The sequence below is a fragment of the Alteromonas sp. KUL42 genome (genome assembly GCF_006538325.1).
Taxonomy (GTDB): domain Bacteria; phylum Pseudomonadota; class Gammaproteobacteria; order Enterobacterales; family Alteromonadaceae; genus Alteromonas.
Genome location: NZ_BJKK01000001.1, coordinates 559,004 through 577,198, shown reverse-complemented (window position 1 = coordinate 577,198; position 18,195 = coordinate 559,004). Strand labels below are relative to the sequence as shown.

The 18,195-nt window shown below is 42.2% G+C and carries 13 protein-coding genes; 4 read left to right on the top strand and 9 right to left on the bottom strand.

The genetic code is table 11. From position 1 onward, the window contains the following. Positions 1-44: 44 nt before the first annotated feature. Genes EYR97_RS02465 through EYR97_RS02455 form a run of 3 tightly spaced genes read right to left on the bottom strand, consistent with a single transcriptional unit; the run spans position 45 to position 2,770 of the window. A complete protein-coding gene (locus tag EYR97_RS02465; RefSeq protein ID WP_131092239.1) occupies positions 45-797 on the bottom strand; it encodes an SDR family oxidoreductase in 753 nt (250 codons plus the stop codon). Further along, positions 797-1,924 carry a phosphotransferase family protein gene (locus EYR97_RS02460; protein WP_131092238.1) on the bottom strand — a complete coding sequence of 376 codons (1,128 nt, stop codon included), beginning with the start codon at positions 1,922-1,924 and terminating at the stop codon, positions 797-799. Before EYR97_RS02460 ends, EYR97_RS02465 begins: the two co-directional genes overlap by 1 nt. Positions 1,925-1,945: 21 nt before the next feature. Further along, positions 1,946-2,770: an SDR family oxidoreductase gene (locus EYR97_RS02455; RefSeq protein ID WP_131092237.1), complete on the bottom strand. Its 825-nt coding sequence runs from the start codon at positions 2,768-2,770 to the stop codon at positions 1,946-1,948. Between the two features lie 440 nt (positions 2,771-3,210). Here EYR97_RS02455 and EYR97_RS02450 point away from each other — a divergent pair, with 440 nt between their 5' ends. Then, positions 3,211-4,560 carry a flagellin gene (locus EYR97_RS02450; RefSeq protein WP_131092236.1) on the top strand — a complete coding sequence of 450 codons (1,350 nt, stop codon included), beginning with the start codon at positions 3,211-3,213 and terminating at the stop codon, positions 4,558-4,560. A 238-nt stretch (positions 4,561-4,798) separates the two neighbouring features. Here the strand turns inward: EYR97_RS02450 and EYR97_RS02445 are convergent, their stop codons facing one another. Beyond that, entirely contained in the window at positions 4,799-6,817 is a 2,019-nt protein-coding gene (locus EYR97_RS02445; RefSeq protein ID WP_131092235.1) for a hypothetical protein, read from the bottom strand. Positions 6,818-7,061: 244 nt separating this feature from the next. Here EYR97_RS02445 and EYR97_RS02440 point away from each other — a divergent pair, with 244 nt between their 5' ends. Next, a complete protein-coding gene (locus EYR97_RS02440) occupies positions 7,062-7,859 on the top strand; it encodes a UDP-2,3-diacylglucosamine diphosphatase (RefSeq protein ID WP_131092234.1) in 798 nt (265 codons plus the stop codon). Positions 7,860-8,003: 144 nt separating this feature from the next. Further along, entirely contained in the window at positions 8,004-9,722 is a 1,719-nt protein-coding gene (locus tag EYR97_RS02435) for a lysophospholipid acyltransferase family protein (protein ID WP_131092233.1), read from the top strand. A 138-nt stretch (positions 9,723-9,860) separates the two neighbouring features. On the opposite strand, the gene dapE is transcribed toward EYR97_RS02435, so the two are convergent. Further along, on the bottom strand, positions 9,861-11,081 hold the full coding sequence (dapE, locus tag EYR97_RS02430) for a succinyl-diaminopimelate desuccinylase (protein ID WP_258313183.1): 1,221 nt from the start codon (positions 11,079-11,081) through the stop codon (positions 9,861-9,863). Positions 11,082-11,318: 237 nt separating this feature from the next. On the opposite strand from dapE, the gene EYR97_RS21815 reads away from it, so the two are divergent. Beyond that, positions 11,319-11,489, top strand: a complete 171-nt coding sequence (locus tag EYR97_RS21815; protein ID WP_181409122.1) for a hypothetical protein — start codon at positions 11,319-11,321, stop codon at positions 11,487-11,489. A 30-nt stretch (positions 11,490-11,519) separates the two neighbouring features. Here EYR97_RS21815 and EYR97_RS02425 read toward each other — a convergent pair whose 3' ends face one another. The 4 genes from EYR97_RS02425 to lon all read right to left on the bottom strand — a co-directional run bounded on the left by EYR97_RS02425 (position 11,520) and on the right by lon (position 17,884). Continuing rightward, positions 11,520-12,413 (bottom strand): sensor domain-containing diguanylate cyclase, encoded by an 894-nt coding sequence (locus EYR97_RS02425; protein WP_131092231.1) that lies wholly within the window; start codon positions 12,411-12,413, stop codon positions 11,520-11,522. A 344-nt stretch (positions 12,414-12,757) separates the two neighbouring features. Further along, positions 12,758-14,650, bottom strand: a complete 1,893-nt coding sequence (locus EYR97_RS02420) for a SurA N-terminal domain-containing protein (protein WP_131092230.1) — start codon at positions 14,648-14,650, stop codon at positions 12,758-12,760. A 300-nt stretch (positions 14,651-14,950) separates the two neighbouring features. Then, the gene (hupB, locus tag EYR97_RS02415) at positions 14,951-15,223 is read right to left on the bottom strand and encodes a nucleoid-associated protein HU-beta (protein WP_012518978.1); all 273 of its coding nucleotides are present in this window, start codon (positions 15,221-15,223) and stop codon (positions 14,951-14,953) included. A 306-nt stretch (positions 15,224-15,529) separates the two neighbouring features. Further along, positions 15,530-17,884, bottom strand: a complete 2,355-nt coding sequence (lon, locus tag EYR97_RS02410) for an endopeptidase La (protein WP_131092229.1) — start codon at positions 17,882-17,884, stop codon at positions 15,530-15,532. Positions 17,885-18,195 lie beyond the last annotated feature (311 nt).

Sequence of the window (18,195 nt, the reverse complement as noted above, 5' to 3'; positions counted from 1 at the left end):
ATCTGCTTTTTATATGGTTTGTATGAGCTAGCAAGTTACAGTAACTAGCTCATTTTGCGAATACTGCTGGCAGGTGCAATACGCATAAGCCAATGCAAAATTGCCCAAGGCCAGGCTGGTACAAAAGCATTCGCTTTCTCTTTGTTGATGGCATTGACCATTGCACGGCAACCTACATCGGTATCAACAATAAAGGGCACTTTTTCCACTTTTTCGTTAATTTCACTGCGAATAAACCCTGGGTGGATACAGGTTACTTTAATTGGTGTGTTCATAACATCCATTCGAATACCTTCAGTCATAGATGTTAGCCCCGCTTTCGTTGCCGCATATACCGTCATTGCACGTCTAAAACCGCGTACCGCGCTTATCGACGATATAGTAACTAAATGCCCGCTATTTTGCGCTCTGAAGATAGCCATAGCCGCTTCACACTGTGCTAAAGCTGACACAAAATTAGTCACTGCAGTTTGCTTGTTTGCGTGGAAATACCCCGTACCAATTGATGCACCTTTCCCCATACCAGCATTAACAATAACGCGGTCTAATTGACCCATGTCTTCTTTAAAAGCGTTAAATACATCAAACACTGCATCGTGATCGTTTACGTCAAGTGAACGAATAAAAACCTCAATATTTGGGTTTAGCGCTTGTAGTTCTTCTTTTAGCGTTTCTAAATTTTCAAAGCGTCTGGCGCATAAGGCAAGGTTACACCCTTGCTTGGCAAACTCGATAGCCATGCCTTTCCCCAGCCCAGAACTTGCCCCAGTGATCAGAATGTTTCGTCTTGTTGTCATTATCGTTTTCCTGATGCTTTTATGGCTTTATTGCAACGCCACATTAAATAGTGAATGAAAACCCAGAAATGCTTAAATGCTGGGTTGTTAGTTTGATTGTGGTGATAGCGATAGTAAATTTGCTGTGCAATACCGGCTAATCGAAACAAGCCATACACTTCATAAAATGTAAAATCGTCTACTTCTATTTCCATTTGTCTACAATAATAGGCCACTACTTCGTCGCGGGTTAGCATACCCGGCAAATGTGTAGGCTGACGCCTTGTAGACTGGGCCATAAAGTCGTCATCTGCATTAACCCAGTAGGCCAATGTATTACCTAAGTCCATTAGCGGATCGCCCAGTGTTGCTAATTCCCAATCTAAAACACCTATAATTTTTGTGTAATCGTTTGGGTCTAGCACCACATTATCGAAGCGAAAATCGTTGTGCGTAATACAAATGCGCTCTTTATCTGGCATGTTGCTCTCTAACCAGCGCATCACTTTTTTGCCCGAGGGAACATTCCAGGTTTTTGCTTTACTATAGCGTGTACTCCACCCGCTGATTTGACGTTCTATATAACCAGTTCCTTTCCCTAGATGGGACAAACCTGCTTTTTCATGGTCAACCTTGTGCAGTTCAATCAAGCTATCTAGCACATTGGTACACAGCTTTTGCGTTTGCTGCTTGGTAACTTGTAAACCACGAGGCAAATTTTTCCGAGGAATTACACCGGTAAGTTTTTCCATTACATAGAATTCGGTGCCAATTACACTGTCGTCATCGCAGTAAGCGAGCATATTGGGTACGTATCGATACACGGGCTTTAGCGCATGCTGCAGGCGATATTCCCGCCCCATATCATGCGCGCCTTTTGCTTTTGTACCGGCTGGTGCGCGGCGCAAAATAAGCGATGTATTTTCATATTCTACACAGTAAGTCCAATTCGACGCACCACCAGAGTACTGGGTGACATTTGGGCTTCCCTTAAGCGCAGAAAGAGTTGGGCTTATATTTTTTTCGTTTGCGTTACTTGCATTGCTTGCGTTGCATGCATTGGCTTTAAACCAAGCATCGACAGACGCTATGTCGAGCTCTTCACCCTGTCTAACTGAATTTGCTGTATCTACCACATTATGAGACATGCTATACCGCCTACTCTTCTATCACTTGTCTGTTGCCTTTAGCATTGCGCGTTTCATTGATTTTGTTTGTGCCAACATCTTTTTAATGTAGCTTTCGCTGGGCAGTAACTTCTTCAATAAATAGGCACGCTTACCCAACTTATGAGTTAACACTAAAAAGCGCCTATCTTGGACTTGCTGATAAATAGATTCGGCAACTTGCTCTTTCGTTATGTCCGCTTTTTTGAAAAACCTATCTATCATTTTATGCGCCGCAGGATTTTCACTACGCATCGATTCATCAAGATTGGTTTTAAAAAAGCTAGGGCATACCACACTAACGCCAATATTATCTGGCGCGAGTTCTAACCTCATAGTTTCTGAAAACGACACTACAGCCGCCTTAACCGCATTGTAACTGCCCATGTAAGGAATTGGCGTTAACCCGGCTTGCGAAGCAATGTTGACAAAGTAGCCACTTCCTTGCGCTTGCATCAAAGGCAATAATGCTCTGCTAACACGTACCATACCCAATACATTAATATCAAACACCCATTGCCACTGTGCAATGTTCTCGTCTAGCAAACTGCCACCTGTCGCCACTCCGGCATTGTTAAACACATAGTCTACGCCTTGCCATTTAGCTTTTAATGTATTGGCTAACGCAGTAACGTCGCCATCATTGGTAATATCACAATGTAAATAGAAGGCATCTGCACCCAATTGCTTGAGTTGCAGAACGGTCTCATCACCCCGCGCTTCATTAATATCGGCGATACATATTTGAAGGTTTCTGTGTTCTTCAGCCCATTTTATTGCGAGGGCTTGACCTAGCCCTGTAGCTCCGCCGGTAATTACTACGCGCATGTTACTTTTCCATTTTCTTTGTTTTGACGTTTTGCCCACAATGCCACTAGCGCTGAACCTATGTACCCTATATAGATAGCAACACCATAGATACTAGATGCAATGGCATAATCAGGGCCTGTATTTCACGTTTCTTGTTTATAACTCACCCATAGACTATGCAGTTTACGTGGTTTGCCAATAAACGAAAATGATGGGTTGTTATAGAGAAGCATAAGTCACATGCATAATAAGCTATGCATAGTAAACTGGTTAAGCTGGTGAATAGGCTAGGACAGACACTTTTAAATTAAGCTTGAATAAGCTTTTTTAAGTAATTCCGCCAAAGACTTACGATCTGGCTCAATCCTTGCTGAGTATTTTAATGTGTGACCGCAATCGTCAATATTACGTTCGTTTTACTCGAAGTTTTTAACTCGTTATTCATAGCAAGGAAAGTTGTGTTAAACGTTTCATCATTTACTCAATCACTGACTTCTACACCGCTACTCAGCAAAAGCCTTTCTGCTGCCTATGAGAGGCTAAGTTCTGGTTTAAGAATAAACAAAGCTGCCGACGACAGTGCTGGCTTACAGATATCAAATCGCATGTCGTCTGAAGCAATGGCTTATAATCAGCTTCAGCGGAACTTAAATAACGGCATAAGCTACGCGCAAGTGGCAGAAGGCGGGCTGCAGGAATCTGCCACTATTTTGCAGCGTATGCGGCAATTAGCTATCCAATCACAAAATGGCATCAATAATAAAATCGATCGCGCAGCGCTTGATAAAGAATTCCAAGCACTAAAATTAGAGCTAAATGCTATTGCCTACGGCACCGAAGTATTCAACCGCCTACCATTGGTAGGTGACGCCAATTTGCTAAGTGATAATGTTCCTTCATTAGGCGACACATTTACACAAGGCGTAACTCAAAACCTTGGAAGTGGTTTGCGTTCTATCGCTTATATTCCTGCTGGCTCTAGCAACGTTCAAGTGACTATCAATGATAATGGTGCGAATGATGACATTCAGGTTTTTACGACAAGCGGTAAACATCTTGCCGGCACACCTATCACTAATGCTACATGGAGCAGTTCGCCGAACAATATCTCATCAGTTTCCGATTTGGAAAATCGCTTCTTTTTGACATCCAATGGCTACAATGGTGATGCGAGGTACGATGATAGCGAATTGCTGACAAGTGGTAGCGCTACTATCGACGGCACAGCCATCTCCTTCAGTGGGGATCAAAACCCAGGAAATCTGAATGAAGTACTTACCATTGCGAGCAATGCACAGCCATTAATCATTTCCGTTATTGGCAATGGCCGATTTGATGTAACCGCAACATGGAGTTCTCTAGGCGACGAAAATGATAGAGCCTTTACATTGGGACCAGCTGATATAACGGCAACCAATAAACTTCATGAAGGTACGCAGTACATAGAAGTAGGCAAAACCCCCGCTACCCTCGAAGATTTAAGTTTAGAAAATACCAGTATAAGTAGTGAACAAGGTGCACAGGATGCCTTAAGTCAAATAGACCAGGCGCTTGAAACGGTAAGCGCGAGTAGAGCTTTTTATGGTGCCAAAATTCACCAAATGACATCCGCATTAAACGTGAACGCTATAGCCAATGAAAATATTAGCCAAGCCCGTTCACAAATCACTGATACTGATTTTGCGAAAGAAACTGCTCGCTCGACGCAGAGCCAAATTGTAGAACAAGCTAGCATTGCGGTAAGGGCACAAGCACAATCTAGTGATGGCCAAGTATTAGAACTGCTTAATAGGACTGTAGAGCAATAAAAATACTAAATACAACACTGTGTAGTAGTTTCCATGTAGCCACATTTTTTTATAGCTCAAAAAGGTGATTTTAAAATCAATGCTCCCTGGGCTCTATGGCTCATCACTGGAAATATTCCCGAAAAAAGAGGCTCTCAACTCCAATCATTAAGAGCCTACACGTTAGCGATTATTTGACATTAAAACCAAAGGCTAATACTTAAATATCAGCCTTGCCAATTGCCTTAGCTGGGAATAATTACAACACAGGCAACGTCAATGTACCCGACGCATTTTCGCCCTGCTTCGTTTGATACTCGTAGCTAAAGGTTATGGTTACAGGGCTATCTGCGGTGTTGTCACCCAAATACTGCCCCGTGTGATTCCTGTAAACGTATGTGCCATCATTAGCCGTAGTCCCGACTAACATGGACATACCTGACTGATTAACTATATTCTCATTTTCTGCCACGTCAATTGCTAGCAGACGTTGTATGTGAACGGAGCCATTCCGAACCAATTCATACTGAGACATAATAACGTTTTCATTGCCGTATTCGTTGTAGCTGAGCAACGTAATAGTCAAATAATTCAGCGATTCTATTGAAGATGGTAGTAATGTATAAACCGATTGACTCCTCTCATACGCCGTATTTTCCATACCCGCCGTATTTTCACTTACAATAAGTTCGCCGTTTGAATAATAATTCGCGTTGTCAAATTTTAAGTCATTGATATTGAAATTTGCATTAGTATTTTCGCCAGTAGAGAAAGAAACGTCATCGCCGTAGATATCTCCGGCCTGACCACCTGCCAATGGCGTAATGACACCCACTGAGTACTGATAGGACGTGTTGCTATTAAGCGCTTCTATTGGCGAAAATGTATGTTTAATTCCCCCCAATGATTGAGTAAATGAAAGAGGTACTTGAGCTTGCTCTTCAACAATATAGGTGTACCCCTCGGGTACACCATCACTTTCGGAGTCGTTGCCTTTGGTAACGTTGATATCTTGATATACCAGTGACACTTCATTTTCAGCTATGTCTACAGCTTCACTGTAGAACACTGAATATGCATATTCAGGATACGTTAAATGAGAGGTAATTAACTCAGCACTTGCTTGGTTCTCGACTTCCTGCAATTTAAGTACAATTGTAAAGGATTCATCATCGTCTATTTCATACCAACTTGTAGATTCATAGCCATTCGAGTTTACTTGAATATAGGTTTCTTGTGTCTGAGTATTAGTTAAACGACTAAAAGAAACACTTCCCGTTGAATATGTTGTTTCATCAACAGTAAATGAAGGCATATACAAAGATGCACCTCCCGAGAATGGCACCGTAATGGTGTAGAGCTGCGACTCTTCATTGAATTGCGATTCAATAATGGTATCTGAGCTAGTGTTTTGAAAAGTAGCTCCTTCAACAACAGTGCCGCTTTCATCTACAAGTGCAATTGAAATTGTCTTTTCTTCTTCAGCAATTGCTTCACTCTGCTGTAATAGCACTTCGCTACCGGTGAAGGTGCTTGCTTGTGGGATATAAAGCCTATTGTCAGCAATACCTACCCCGTCCGTTAATGAATAGTCGAAGTCTGCAAAACCATCGTTGTCTAGGTCAATATCTGCGTTCAAGGTTAAGCTAAGATCTTTTGGCAACGTCACTTCATACTGTTGTGTTTCTTCATTGAATAAAGATGAGTGGACGAAATTATTGACAATACTTGTTGCGTTACCCGAGTAAGAATATCCGCGAAAACTCAATCCAGTCACTACTTCGTTAGTCGTTGAATCGATAACGCTAAAAGCAATATCTACTGGTTTTGATATCAATAATTTGCCAACATCATCAAATCCCTCACCTGTTATAACCGGCAAGGTTGAAATAAAAAATGCGCGTTCTAAATAGCTTTCATCAGACGAAGACACAACAACCGTTAAATCTGAACTGGCCGGTAAAGACTCAACCGTAAACGCACCGTTTTGAGCAGATACACTTTCTGCTATTACCGTCTCTCCTTGATAAATATCAATATTGGCAGATGAAACAGGAAGTCCGCTTTCAACATCTTCTACCAACCCCGTAATCGTGACGGAAGTCTCTGCATTTTCTAACTGTTCGGTGAGCAGATCATTCTGTTCGGACAATACGGCGTTTTGCTGGTTGAGTGCATCAACAACTCCATCGTTGCTGTCGTCATCAACTTCAATACAACCCGTTAGGGCAAGAGAGACTGTAAAGGGGAGCAGCGCAAGTTTTGTATTAATTTTCATTGGTATTCCTTCTGATAAAACATAACGAGTAGCAAGAGCTACTACTGAGATTCGAAGGACAAAGAAAAACGAGAAAGTAAAAGAATTGTAAGTGAGCACTTCTTGTACTCGATTAACTTCATCCTTGAAGACGATTGAAGGATAACGAATATAAACGTGTAACACAATGGTCAAGCAAGCGTCACGTTTCTGTCAATTAGCAAACATATAGTGGTGCGCCAAGGCATTGCTTTGGAACCTCGCTATGAACAAAACACATTACCGTACGCTTTGGTTGTCTGACATTCATTTAGGAAACCGAGACTGTAAGGCCGAATATCTTCTTTCATTTTTAAACAGCATTACCGTAGATACCTTATATCTGGTTGGCGACATTATTGATCTGTGGCAAATGACCAAACAGTTTCGTTGGCCTAATGCACACAATCAAGTCATGCATAAATTCATGCAAATGAGTCAAGAAGGTACACGTGTTGTTTATTTACCGGGAAACCATGACGAACCAATTCAATCGTATTCTGGTATGGCATTTGGTGATATTGAAATAGAACGCGAGTTAATTCACACCACAGCACAAGGAAAACGCTACTTAGTACTACACGGTGACCAGTTTGACGGCGATGTAACCATGGGAAAATTCCACGCCTGGATAGGTGATAAAGGGTATGACCTATTGCTGTTCCTAAACCGCGAATTTAATCGTTTCAGAGCCTGGCGCAAGCGAGAGTATTGGTCGTTGGCAGGATACATCAAAAAACATATAAAAGGCGCTAACGAAGCAATAGCTCGGTATCGCGAAGCATGCTGTCAACGTGCTGAGGATATGGGCTTAGACGGTGTGGTTTGTGGTCATATTCATCACCCCGAAAGTACAACGGAAAATGGCATACACTACATTAATGATGGTGACTGGATAGAAAATTGCAGCGCACTTGGTGAAGATACTCAAGGCAATCTTGCACTTATACATTACCTTGACATTATCGAGCGTGCCAGTGTTACGCCACTTAATGTTAAACCCGCGTCTTCTAGAGCTGCGTAATACGGCTTGTATCGTCCAAGCCGATAGCCCCTTACGCTTTTAACACACTATTAACACTGTCAAATAACTGCCATTAAAATGTGCCAAAAGCGTCACATTGGCCTGTTATTGTGCGGCGAACAACATAAGAAAGACAACAGGCCTATGTTTACCGTAAACGATGTACTGAACAAACATTACCCTCAGGTAGCAAGTAATCCATTTCTTTTTAAATCACTCTCATTTGTATTGCGTCATTTGTTACACGAACGAGAGATAACGGAATTTGGTGAAACTTATCCACATTACGAAGACATCGATTTTGTTGAGCAAGTGCTTGAATACTTCAATATTAGCTACTCTACGCGCGACGTAGAAAAAGAGCGCATTCCAAGCGAAGGACGTGTCGTTATTATTGCAAACCACCCCATTGGCTCATTGGATGGGCTTGCACTTATTAAATTAGTCAGTGAGGTACGTCATGACCTCAAGGTTGTGGCAAACCAAATGCTAATGGCCATTGAGCCGCTACACGACATGCTTCTGCCTGTTAACAACATGCAAGGTGGCACACCGAAGCAGCATTTGTCAGCTATTCAATCTCATTTAAATAGCGACGGTGCCATTTTGATTTTCCCAGCCGGTGAAGTCTCGCGTTTGCGTCCACAAGGTGTAAGAGACACCCGTTGGCACAATGGTTTTTTGCGCATTGCAAAACAAGCAAAGGCACCTATTCTTCCTGTTTATATTGATGCCAAAAATAGCCCCTTGTTTTACGGCGTTTCCATGATTTATAAGCCTCTAGCTACGGCATTGTTAGTAAAAGAGATGTTCAAGCAACGCCGTAAGCATTTACCCATGCGCATTGGCGAGATTATTCCTTTTGAGTCGTACAGCCAAAATACCATTCCACTCAAAGATCAGGTGAAGCTATTTAAACGACACCTTTACCGTATTGGTGGAAACAAGAAAGGCATATTTGAAACACAAACCTCTATTGCTAAGCCTGAAGACCGAAAGGAACTAAGCCGTGCCATTCGCGAGTGCGAACACCTTGGGCAAACCGGTGATGGTAAATCCATATACCTTTATCAACACAACAACTGCTCACCTATTATGCGAGAAATTGGCCGCTTACGAGAAGTCGCTTTTCGCGCAGTTGGTGAAGGTACCAATAAGCGCCGCGATATCGACCAGTACGATTCGCACTACTACCATCTAGTACTGTGGGACGAATCAGACTTAGAAATTGTTGGTGCCTATCGCTTTGGTGATGCAGAACTGTTAACCCAAGAAAATCACCCAACAGGCCTTTATTCTGCAACGCTGTTTAATTATGGTGAAGATAACCACACCTTGTATAAAGAAGGGCTCGAGTTAGGGCGTAGCTTTGTACAACCTCGCTACTGGGGCAAACGCAGTTTAGATTATTTGTGGTTTGGCATAGGGGCGTTTTTAAGCCGATACCCTAAATATCGCTACTTATTTGGTGCGGTGTCGCTGAGCAATGCCTACCCACAACCAGCGAAAGATCTTATCGTCCAGTTTTATTCTACCTATTTTCCAGCCAAGTTTGGACAAGCGTCGTGTAAGCGCCCATATCTAGTATCTCAAGAGAGCTTACATACCTTTAAAGGCGACGACTACAAGAAGGAATTTACTCAACTTAAGCACTTGTTAGCTAACATGGGGGTTAATGTGCCTACTTTATATAAGCAGTATTCAGAAGTTGCCAAAGAAGGCGGCGTAGCATTTCTAGGCTTTAATGTTGACCCCGACTTTAACGACTGTATTGACGGACTCGTGGTGGTTGATATGCAAGCATTGACTGATAAAAAGCGGAAACGATACTTAAGTGCAGCAGTTCTTAAAGCCACTGCGTAAACGAATCATCTATCTATTTCATACAACAACCTCGGTGTGTACTGCCTAGAGCTTGGTGTTTAACTGCCTAGAGCTTGGTATGTAACTGCCCAGCGCTCGGTATAAACTGCCTAAAACTAAGAGTAAACTTTCTAGAGCCTAGGTTGTTGTATGCCTCTCTTCTTTGTACTCTGTAAGGCTCAGCAATACATCTGTATAAATATCTTCTAACGTGACCAAATCAGACAAATGGATGTGCTCGTTAACTTGATGAATTGTGGTATTGGGCACACCAACTTCAACAACCTGAGTATGGGCAGAAGCGAAAAATCGCCCATCGGACGTGCCACCTGACGTGCTTATTACAGGGTATCGTCCTGTCGCTTTTTTAATGGCTCGCTCAACACTATTAATTAAGCAGACATCATTGTCAGAGGGCTTACTGATATATGACTCACACGGTCGAGAAAATGAAATGTCTGCGCGTTCGTCAACACTGTGAATAAGCTTGCTCAGTAACAGAATTAAACTTTCCTGAGTAAACTGCCAACTATATCGAACGTTAAACTCTATGCGCGCTGCACCAGGGACGATATTGTCTGTAAAGTCGCCCGTATAAAGGTGAGTTACTTGTAAGCTGGTCCCGGGAAAATCATCACTGCCCTCGTCAAACGGGTATTGAGTAAGTTTTTGTATAATGTTACTGGCCGTATGAATAGCGTTTGTGGCAGTTTTGGGGTATGCCACATGACCTTGTTTTCCTTTTACATTAACTGTGACGGATAACGAACCGCGACGACCAATTTTAATTGTGTCTCCCGTATGATGACTGGCTGTTGGCTCGCCAATTAAACACATATCAAGAGTAATGTTTTGCTGGTCCAAATACGTCCTTATCCAACGAGAGCCCCATTCTGCCTCCCCTTCTTCATCGCTAGTAATAAGCCACCAAAAGGTCACATCTTGTTTATTCATATAGGTTAGTGCGCGTTCGGTTGCAGCCAGCATGGCAGCAATTCCTGTCTTCATATCAGCGGCCCCTCTCCCATATAGCTTGTTTTGACTAATGACAGGACAAAAAGGTGGTGAGTGCCACTTTTCTAGCGGGCCGGGAGGGACTACATCCGTATGCCCAGAAAATGCAAAGTGCTGATCTCCTGTTCCCCATTTTGCAATGAGGTTTTTAACCCCTTCAACTTGGTGGATTTCACATTCAAAACCCAGCTTTTCTAACCGATGCATAAGATAGCTTTGGCACCCTGCGTCAACGGGTGTTATCGAGGGCCTAGCCATTAATACTTCTGCGAAATGAATACTGTGCGCCAAAGCAGATTGTACATAAGAAGACTTAGCCAAAGATGACGTTAAAGATTGAGTCAAATATTGAGAATTTACTTGAGCAGGCATAAAAAATAGCGAATGGGGTTTACATGCCACTATTAAATAAAGCTTTAGTGACAGAGCAATAAAAGTTTTGCTACAGAGTCATGACATCTTCTTAGCGTACAAAAAATGAAGATATAAAATAGGGCGGTACCGATGTGTGTATTTCCAATGCAATGGCATTTCCTCGCACACCTTGGTATAAATATAGATTAAATTGAACAAGGTATTGATGTGATAAAAATTATTGTCTTAATTCCGCTTATACTCTCACTGTTGTGGTTTGGGTATTTACAGGCGAACAAATACACGCTAGAACAAGGAAAACAAGGGTTTCTGTACATCTTTGTATTGTCTGGTGTTCTGGCGGCTTTCTACACAGTGATGCTTTTATTAACCCATTAGCGAGTGTGCTTGTTTAAATAGATGTCATTGCTATAGCGTTTTAAAGCAATTTCTACCTGCTTTCTTCGCTGCATAAAGTGCCTTATCTACACGTTGATAAACACTTTCAAACGTTCTATCAAGAGCGCAGTATTCCGTTACGCCTATACTCACCGTAAAGCTGACCTCTAAGTCATTTGTAACAACCGGCGTGTTGTTGACACTTTGTAAAATGTTTAAAGCAATCTCTTTAGCCATAGTGAGCGTTTTATTTGGCAATGCAATACAGAACTCTTCACCGCCAAGCCTGCCCAACAAATCGTTTTCTTTTAGTAGAATACGACAGCGCTGAGCTAAAGCGACAAGTACTTCATCACCTACATGGTGCCCATATTCATCATTAACTAATTTAAAGTAATCTATATCCAGCATTAAAACAGCAAACGGCTCATGCTGCTTTCTATGTTGCAAAATTAACGACTCAACTTGCTGAACAAAACTTCTTCTATTGAGCGTTTTGGTCAGAGGGTCTTCCTCTGATAAACTCTGTAAGTGGTTCTCGTATAATCGACTTTCTGTGATGTCTATATAACAAAATACATATAAATCTTCAGATAAACGTTTTACTCGCGTTTCGATAAGGCGGTCATTTTCAAACCAATCTTCCCGTCTGTGATGAAGGGGGTCTTGCCAATAACATTTCACTTGTTCGACAATAGGTAAGAATGCGGAAGGCGGTAACTCGTTTTGGTTTTCTACTGCAATTTTTTCAGCTAATGACATCCCCTTATACACCTGATCCTCAGTTAAGCCAGAGAGTGACAGGTACTGGTCGTTCCACATCAACAGTTCGAAATCTTTCGAATACACTGACACCGCCACAGGCAGAAGCTTTATTATTTCATCGTAAACAAATGTAGGGAACGTTACCTCAGAATTAGACAACCCATTACCTTCTCTTTCATCTTACAGCTTGTTCAGTATAAACAAATAGTTGGGTGAAAATCTCGAAGTTTTTCTGGACATTTTTTTCAAAGCGCCATTTTCATGATCTAGATAGCACGTTTTGCGAAACGATCTAGTATAGGAGACTATTTTATTCACCTGCCCCCTTACTGGTAGTCTCTTGCAGTTAAATAAATATAGAAGACAGCGTTGAAAATTAGGCAATAAAAAACCCCACTAACAATATGAAGTGAGGTTTTTTAATTTTAAAGCGATATGTCAGGCTTTAGTCAAAACACGTAAGTTGTGCTTACGTGCTCAGGCTAGTTGCTTTGTATATCAACTTATAACGATTGAGATACAGTAACGTCTGCCTGTGCACGCAACGCTTCCACATATTGCTCGTATACACGTTGCCCTTGAACTTGCGCTAGGCGCTGCTTCAGACTTTCACCTAATTCAGCTTCAAGTACCGGCGCTGGATTTACAGCAAGTAGCTCAACAACAGCGACGTCGCCGTTTACTGTAGTTGCTACATCTACTTTGCTATCGCCTTCTAGCGCCAAGGTAAACAATTTGTCTACTAATGCTCGTGCCAAGGTTCCACCTGCACGAGCAACAGCTTCGGCGGTTTCCCACGTTGCTGATTTTTCATCAAGCAATGCTGTTACATCTTCGCCAGCACGTACTTTCTGAGCAATGTCTTGTGCCCAAGCTTGTGCTGCTTCTCTGGCTTTATCAGCTTTTACAGACGCTTCAATACCCTCGCGAACTTCGTCTAGAGACTGGGTACGTTGAGGCTGATGTTCAACAACACGAACAACTACCACATTTTCATCATCTAGTTGAACGATATCACTGTTCAATCCCTCTTCAATAAGCTCAGATGAAAAGGCAACATCAAGTACAGCAGGTGAGCTTAAATCCGTTGGCGCAGTATTGCGGCTAAACAAAACCGACTCCTGTACAGGAAGGTTCACCGCGTTAGCAACATCTTCAAGAGTATCAGGAACTTCAAATGCAATTTCTGCCATTGTATTTTGTAGTTCAAAATATTTTTCCATTGCTGCGTCATACAATAATGTATCGCGTATCTCAGCAGCAACGTCTTCAAACGACTTTACTTCTGCGGCTTTAAGATCAGTCAGCTTGATAATATGGAAACCAAAATCAGTCTCTACAATGTCTGAAACATCGCCAACGCTCTCTAGCGCAAATGCTGCGGCATCGAAAGCAGGGTCCATCATTTCTGGTGTAATAAAGTCAAGATCACCACCATTCTCAGCAGAAAAAGTATCATCTGAATTGGCTTCGGCTAGCGCTGCAAAATCAGCACCGCCATCAAGCTGTGCTTTCAGCGACTCTGCTTTCTCGCGTGCTGCATCAACATCATCTCCGGACTCAATCAAGATATGCGAAACACGACGTTCTTCTTCTTTTCCATAGCTTGCAATGTTGTTTTCGTAGTAGGTACGTACCGCAGCTTCATCAACAGAAACACGGTCTTTCAACTCTTCAACACTCAACTTAACGTAAGCTAATTTCACCTGTTCTTCAGTGTCGAATGAAGCGATATTATTTCTGTAGAACGCTTCTACATCTGCTTCAGCTACTTCAACATTGCCTGCGAACTCATCAGAGCTTACTAATAAGTATTTGGCATCGCGAGTTTGGCGTTGTAATGCGTTTGCACGCTCTACTTCTGAGTCTAATGCGAATGCAGAATTACCCAACGCTGCCGCTAACTGGCTACGTGTCATTTGCACGCGCAGATAGTTGCGGAAATCGGCTACCTGGAACCCATTTTGACGCAAAATAGCCTGGAAACGTTCGTTGTCAAACTGACCACCGAACTGGAATTCTGGCATTTGCAAAATAGTTTCACGAATTTGTTGGTCGCTCACGCGTAAACCCATATCCGTTGCTTGCTGCTGAATAAGTTTTTCCGCAATAAGGCGATCTAAAACATTTCTTCTAAAGTCTGCTAAGTACTGCTCGCTAGAGAAAAGCTGTGCAATACTCTCGCCGTACTGAGACTCCATTTGTGCGCGCTGGTTTTGATATGCACGCTCTAGTTCCTGTGCCGAGATCTCTTCGCCATTGACAGTAGCCACTGCTGTAGTACCTGATGAGGTTAGATAACTACCCACACCTGCAAAAACGAAACTCAATACGATTAGCGCAATGATCGCCATCGCCCATGGGCCTTGAGAACCTTCTCTGATCCTTTCTAGCATGATTGTTCTTTAACTCCGTTGCTTACTTCTGTTACACCCTATGCTTATACGCCGATAAGCTGGAGGTAAAATAAGCGGTGATTATAACCTAATGCCGATGAATATGAACGACCAAAACGCACTATATGCGCTCTTTTCGTTTATCAATGCTTTTATTGATTACTACTGAACCGGCATACAACCAAGGTTTATCTAACTACATTTCGAAAATAGCAAGTTTCCAACGCAGCTAGTGTTAACTTGAGTGACAAATAAAAAAGGCGATGGACTAGCCATCGCCTTTTTCTTTAATTTTTTTGCTTAGTTACAAGCGTCTTTCAGTGCTTTACCAGCTTTGAAAGAAGGCACTTTCGCTGCTGAAATCTGAATAGTCTCACCAGTTTGTGGGTTACGGCCACTGCGAGCTGAACGTTCGCGAACTGAGAAAGTACCAAAGCCAACTAGTGCTACTTGGTCGCCGTCTTTAAGCGCTGCAGTTACTGAGTCAGTGAATGCGTCAAGAGCGCGGCCAGCAGCTGCTTTAGAAATGTCTGCACCAGCAGCAATTTGGTCGATAAGTTGAGACTTGTTCACAATTATGATCCCCTTCGATTGTTATTATACTGTTTTATCCAAAACGATTTTGATTGGACGTTATAGCAAGCTTGATTCTTAACATCAAGCCTCGTTCACAAATAATTAACTTTTTATGAATCGCTGCAATCCCTTTTGTGGCAAGGCTTCAAGCGAGTACCAGTTAAAGGTAACACAACTTTTGCGACTTGAAAGCCCATTTTTTAAAAAAAAAGGTATTTCTTTGCAATAACGCGCATTTTTTAAACAAATATTTCAAAAAAAAGGCTGTACGCCTTTAAAATCAGGCAGTACAGCACTTTAGTACTACTGTTTTTCTGCTATTTGAAAGCTTTCAACAGGCTCTTGAAGAGCAATATCCAAGACATCATCTATCCACTTAACCGGATGGATAGACAAATCTTTTTTAACGTTATCCGGAATTTCTTCCAAATCGCGTTCATTGTCTTTTGGAATAACCACTGTTTTTATGCCACCACGGTGTGCTGCAAGTAGTTTTTCTTTCAATCCACCTATTGCCAATACCTCACCCCGTAAAGTGATCTCACCTGTCATCGCCACATCACACTTCACTGGGTTGCCAGTTAACGATGAAACTAGCGCGGTACACATAGCTATACCTGCACTTGGGCCATCCTTAGGTGTAGCGCCTTCAGGTACGTGTACGTGGATATCACGTTTTTCGTAAAAATCTTCATTAATACGAAGCTTTTGAGCACGACTTCTGACTACTGTCATTGCAGCTTTTATAGACTCTTGCATGACATCGCCAAGAGAACCTGTTGAGGTCATTTTACCTTTACCTGGCACAGAGGTAGTTTCAATGGTAAGTAGGTCACCGCCAACTTGTGTCCATGCCAAGCCAGTTACCTGACCAATTTGGTTGTCTTTATCGGCCTTTCCGTAATCAAAGCGTTGAACCCCTAAATAATCTTTCAAATTATCTTGGGTGACTTTTACTTTACCTTTACTCTTTTTAAGTAAGATGTCTTTTACCGCTTTGCGACACACTTTAGAGACTTCACGTTCAAGCCCACGTACACCAGCTTCTCGGGTGTAATAGCGGATCATACCAATAACCGCAGAATCGGTAATCTCGAGCTCTTTAGCTTTTAAACCATTACGCTCCATCTGCTTACCGATAAGGTGCTTTTTAGCAATATTAAGCTTTTCATCTTCGGTATAACCAGACAGACGAATCACTTCCATTCTATCAAGTAATGGTCCGGGAATATTCATGCTGTTTGAAGTAGCCACGAACATCACATCAGATAAATCGTAATCTACTTCTAAGTAATGATCACTGAAGCTATTATTTTGCTCTGGGTCGAGTACCTCTAACAACGCTGAAGCTGGGTCGCCGCGCATATCTGATGACATTTTGTCGATTTCATCAAGCAAAAACAGTGGGTTTTTAACACCAACTTTCGCCATCTTTTGCACTAGTTTACCTGGAAGCGAGCCAATATAAGTACGTCGATGACCTCGAATTTCAGCTTCATCTCGCACACCGCCAAGCGCCATACGTACGTACTTACGCCCCGTTGCCTTGGCAATAGATTGACCTAGTGATGTTTTACCAACACCAGGAGGCCCGACTAAACAAAGAATAGGCCCTTTAAGCTTTTTAACACGTTGTTGAACGGCCAAATATTCTAGGATGCGCTCTTTAACTTTCTCTAGTCCGTAATGGTCTTCGTTTAACACACCTTCAGCGCGAGACAGATCCTTTTTAACAGGAGAGCGCTTATTCCACGGGACATTAGTTAGCCATTCGATATAGCTTCGCAGAACGGTGGCCTCGGCTGACATCGGCGACATCATTTTAAGCTTTTGCAATTCAGCCTTGGCTTTGTCTTCAGCCTCTTTTGGCATTTTCGCTTCAGCAATTTTCTTCGACAACGCTTCAAATTCGTCAGGCGCGTCGTCTAGCTCGCCCAGTTCCTTCTGAATAGCTTTCATTTGCTCATTCAGATAGTACTCGCGCTGGCTTTTTTCCATTTGCTTTTTAACGCGGGTACGAATTTTTTTCTCGACCTGCAGTAAATCGATTTCGCCTTCCATCAACGCCATCAGGTACTCAAGACGCTCATTCACACTTTGCATCTCAAGCACTTTTTGCTTTTCAGTAAGCTTAAGTGGCATGTGGGCTGCCATGGTATCGGCTAAACGCGCAGCGTCTTCGATGCCGTTTAATGACGTTAACACCTCAGGTGGGATTTTCTTGTTAAGCTTCACATAGCCTTCAAATTGAGATACCGCAGAACGAATAAGTACTTCTTGTTCATTCTCATCAATACCTTCATCTTCTAGCTTATCTACGCTGGCTACAAAATACGGGTCTTGCTGTTGATAACCATCTATTTGGCCTCGCACACTACCTTCAACAAGTACTTTAACCGTACCGTCGGGAAGCTTAAGTAACTGTAAAATAGTTGCAATTGTCCCTACAGTATAGATATCGTCAGCTTCTGGCTCATCTACACCAGCATCTTTTTGTGCCACTAAAAAAATCTGTTTGTCATTTTCCATTGCTGCTTCTAAACAGCGAATGGATTTCTCACGCCCAACAAATAGGGGTATGACCATATGCGGGTAAACAACGACGTCCCGCAAGGCAAGCACAGGAATTTCAATGCGATTTTCACGCTCAACTGTCATACTTGTTCTCAATTATTCTGAAATGTCATTTTTATATGGGGATGCAAGAGCAAAGTTCAATCTTAACCCTATTAAAGTGTTTTAATTCCTTAATCTTACTTCCCTGCTCTACCTATAACCATCATCGATTTTAAAGCGTAAGGCAACACTTAAGTACGAAATCTAACAGAAAGGATAGTGTGAACTAACACAAGCGCTTAAATAACCAGCAAATTAAAAATCAGTTTTACCAAAAGCACATTCGAAAAGTTATTTTTGAACAGCGTCAGCGAGCATGTTTTAGACAAGGCGGGAAATTTTGGGGAACCGGA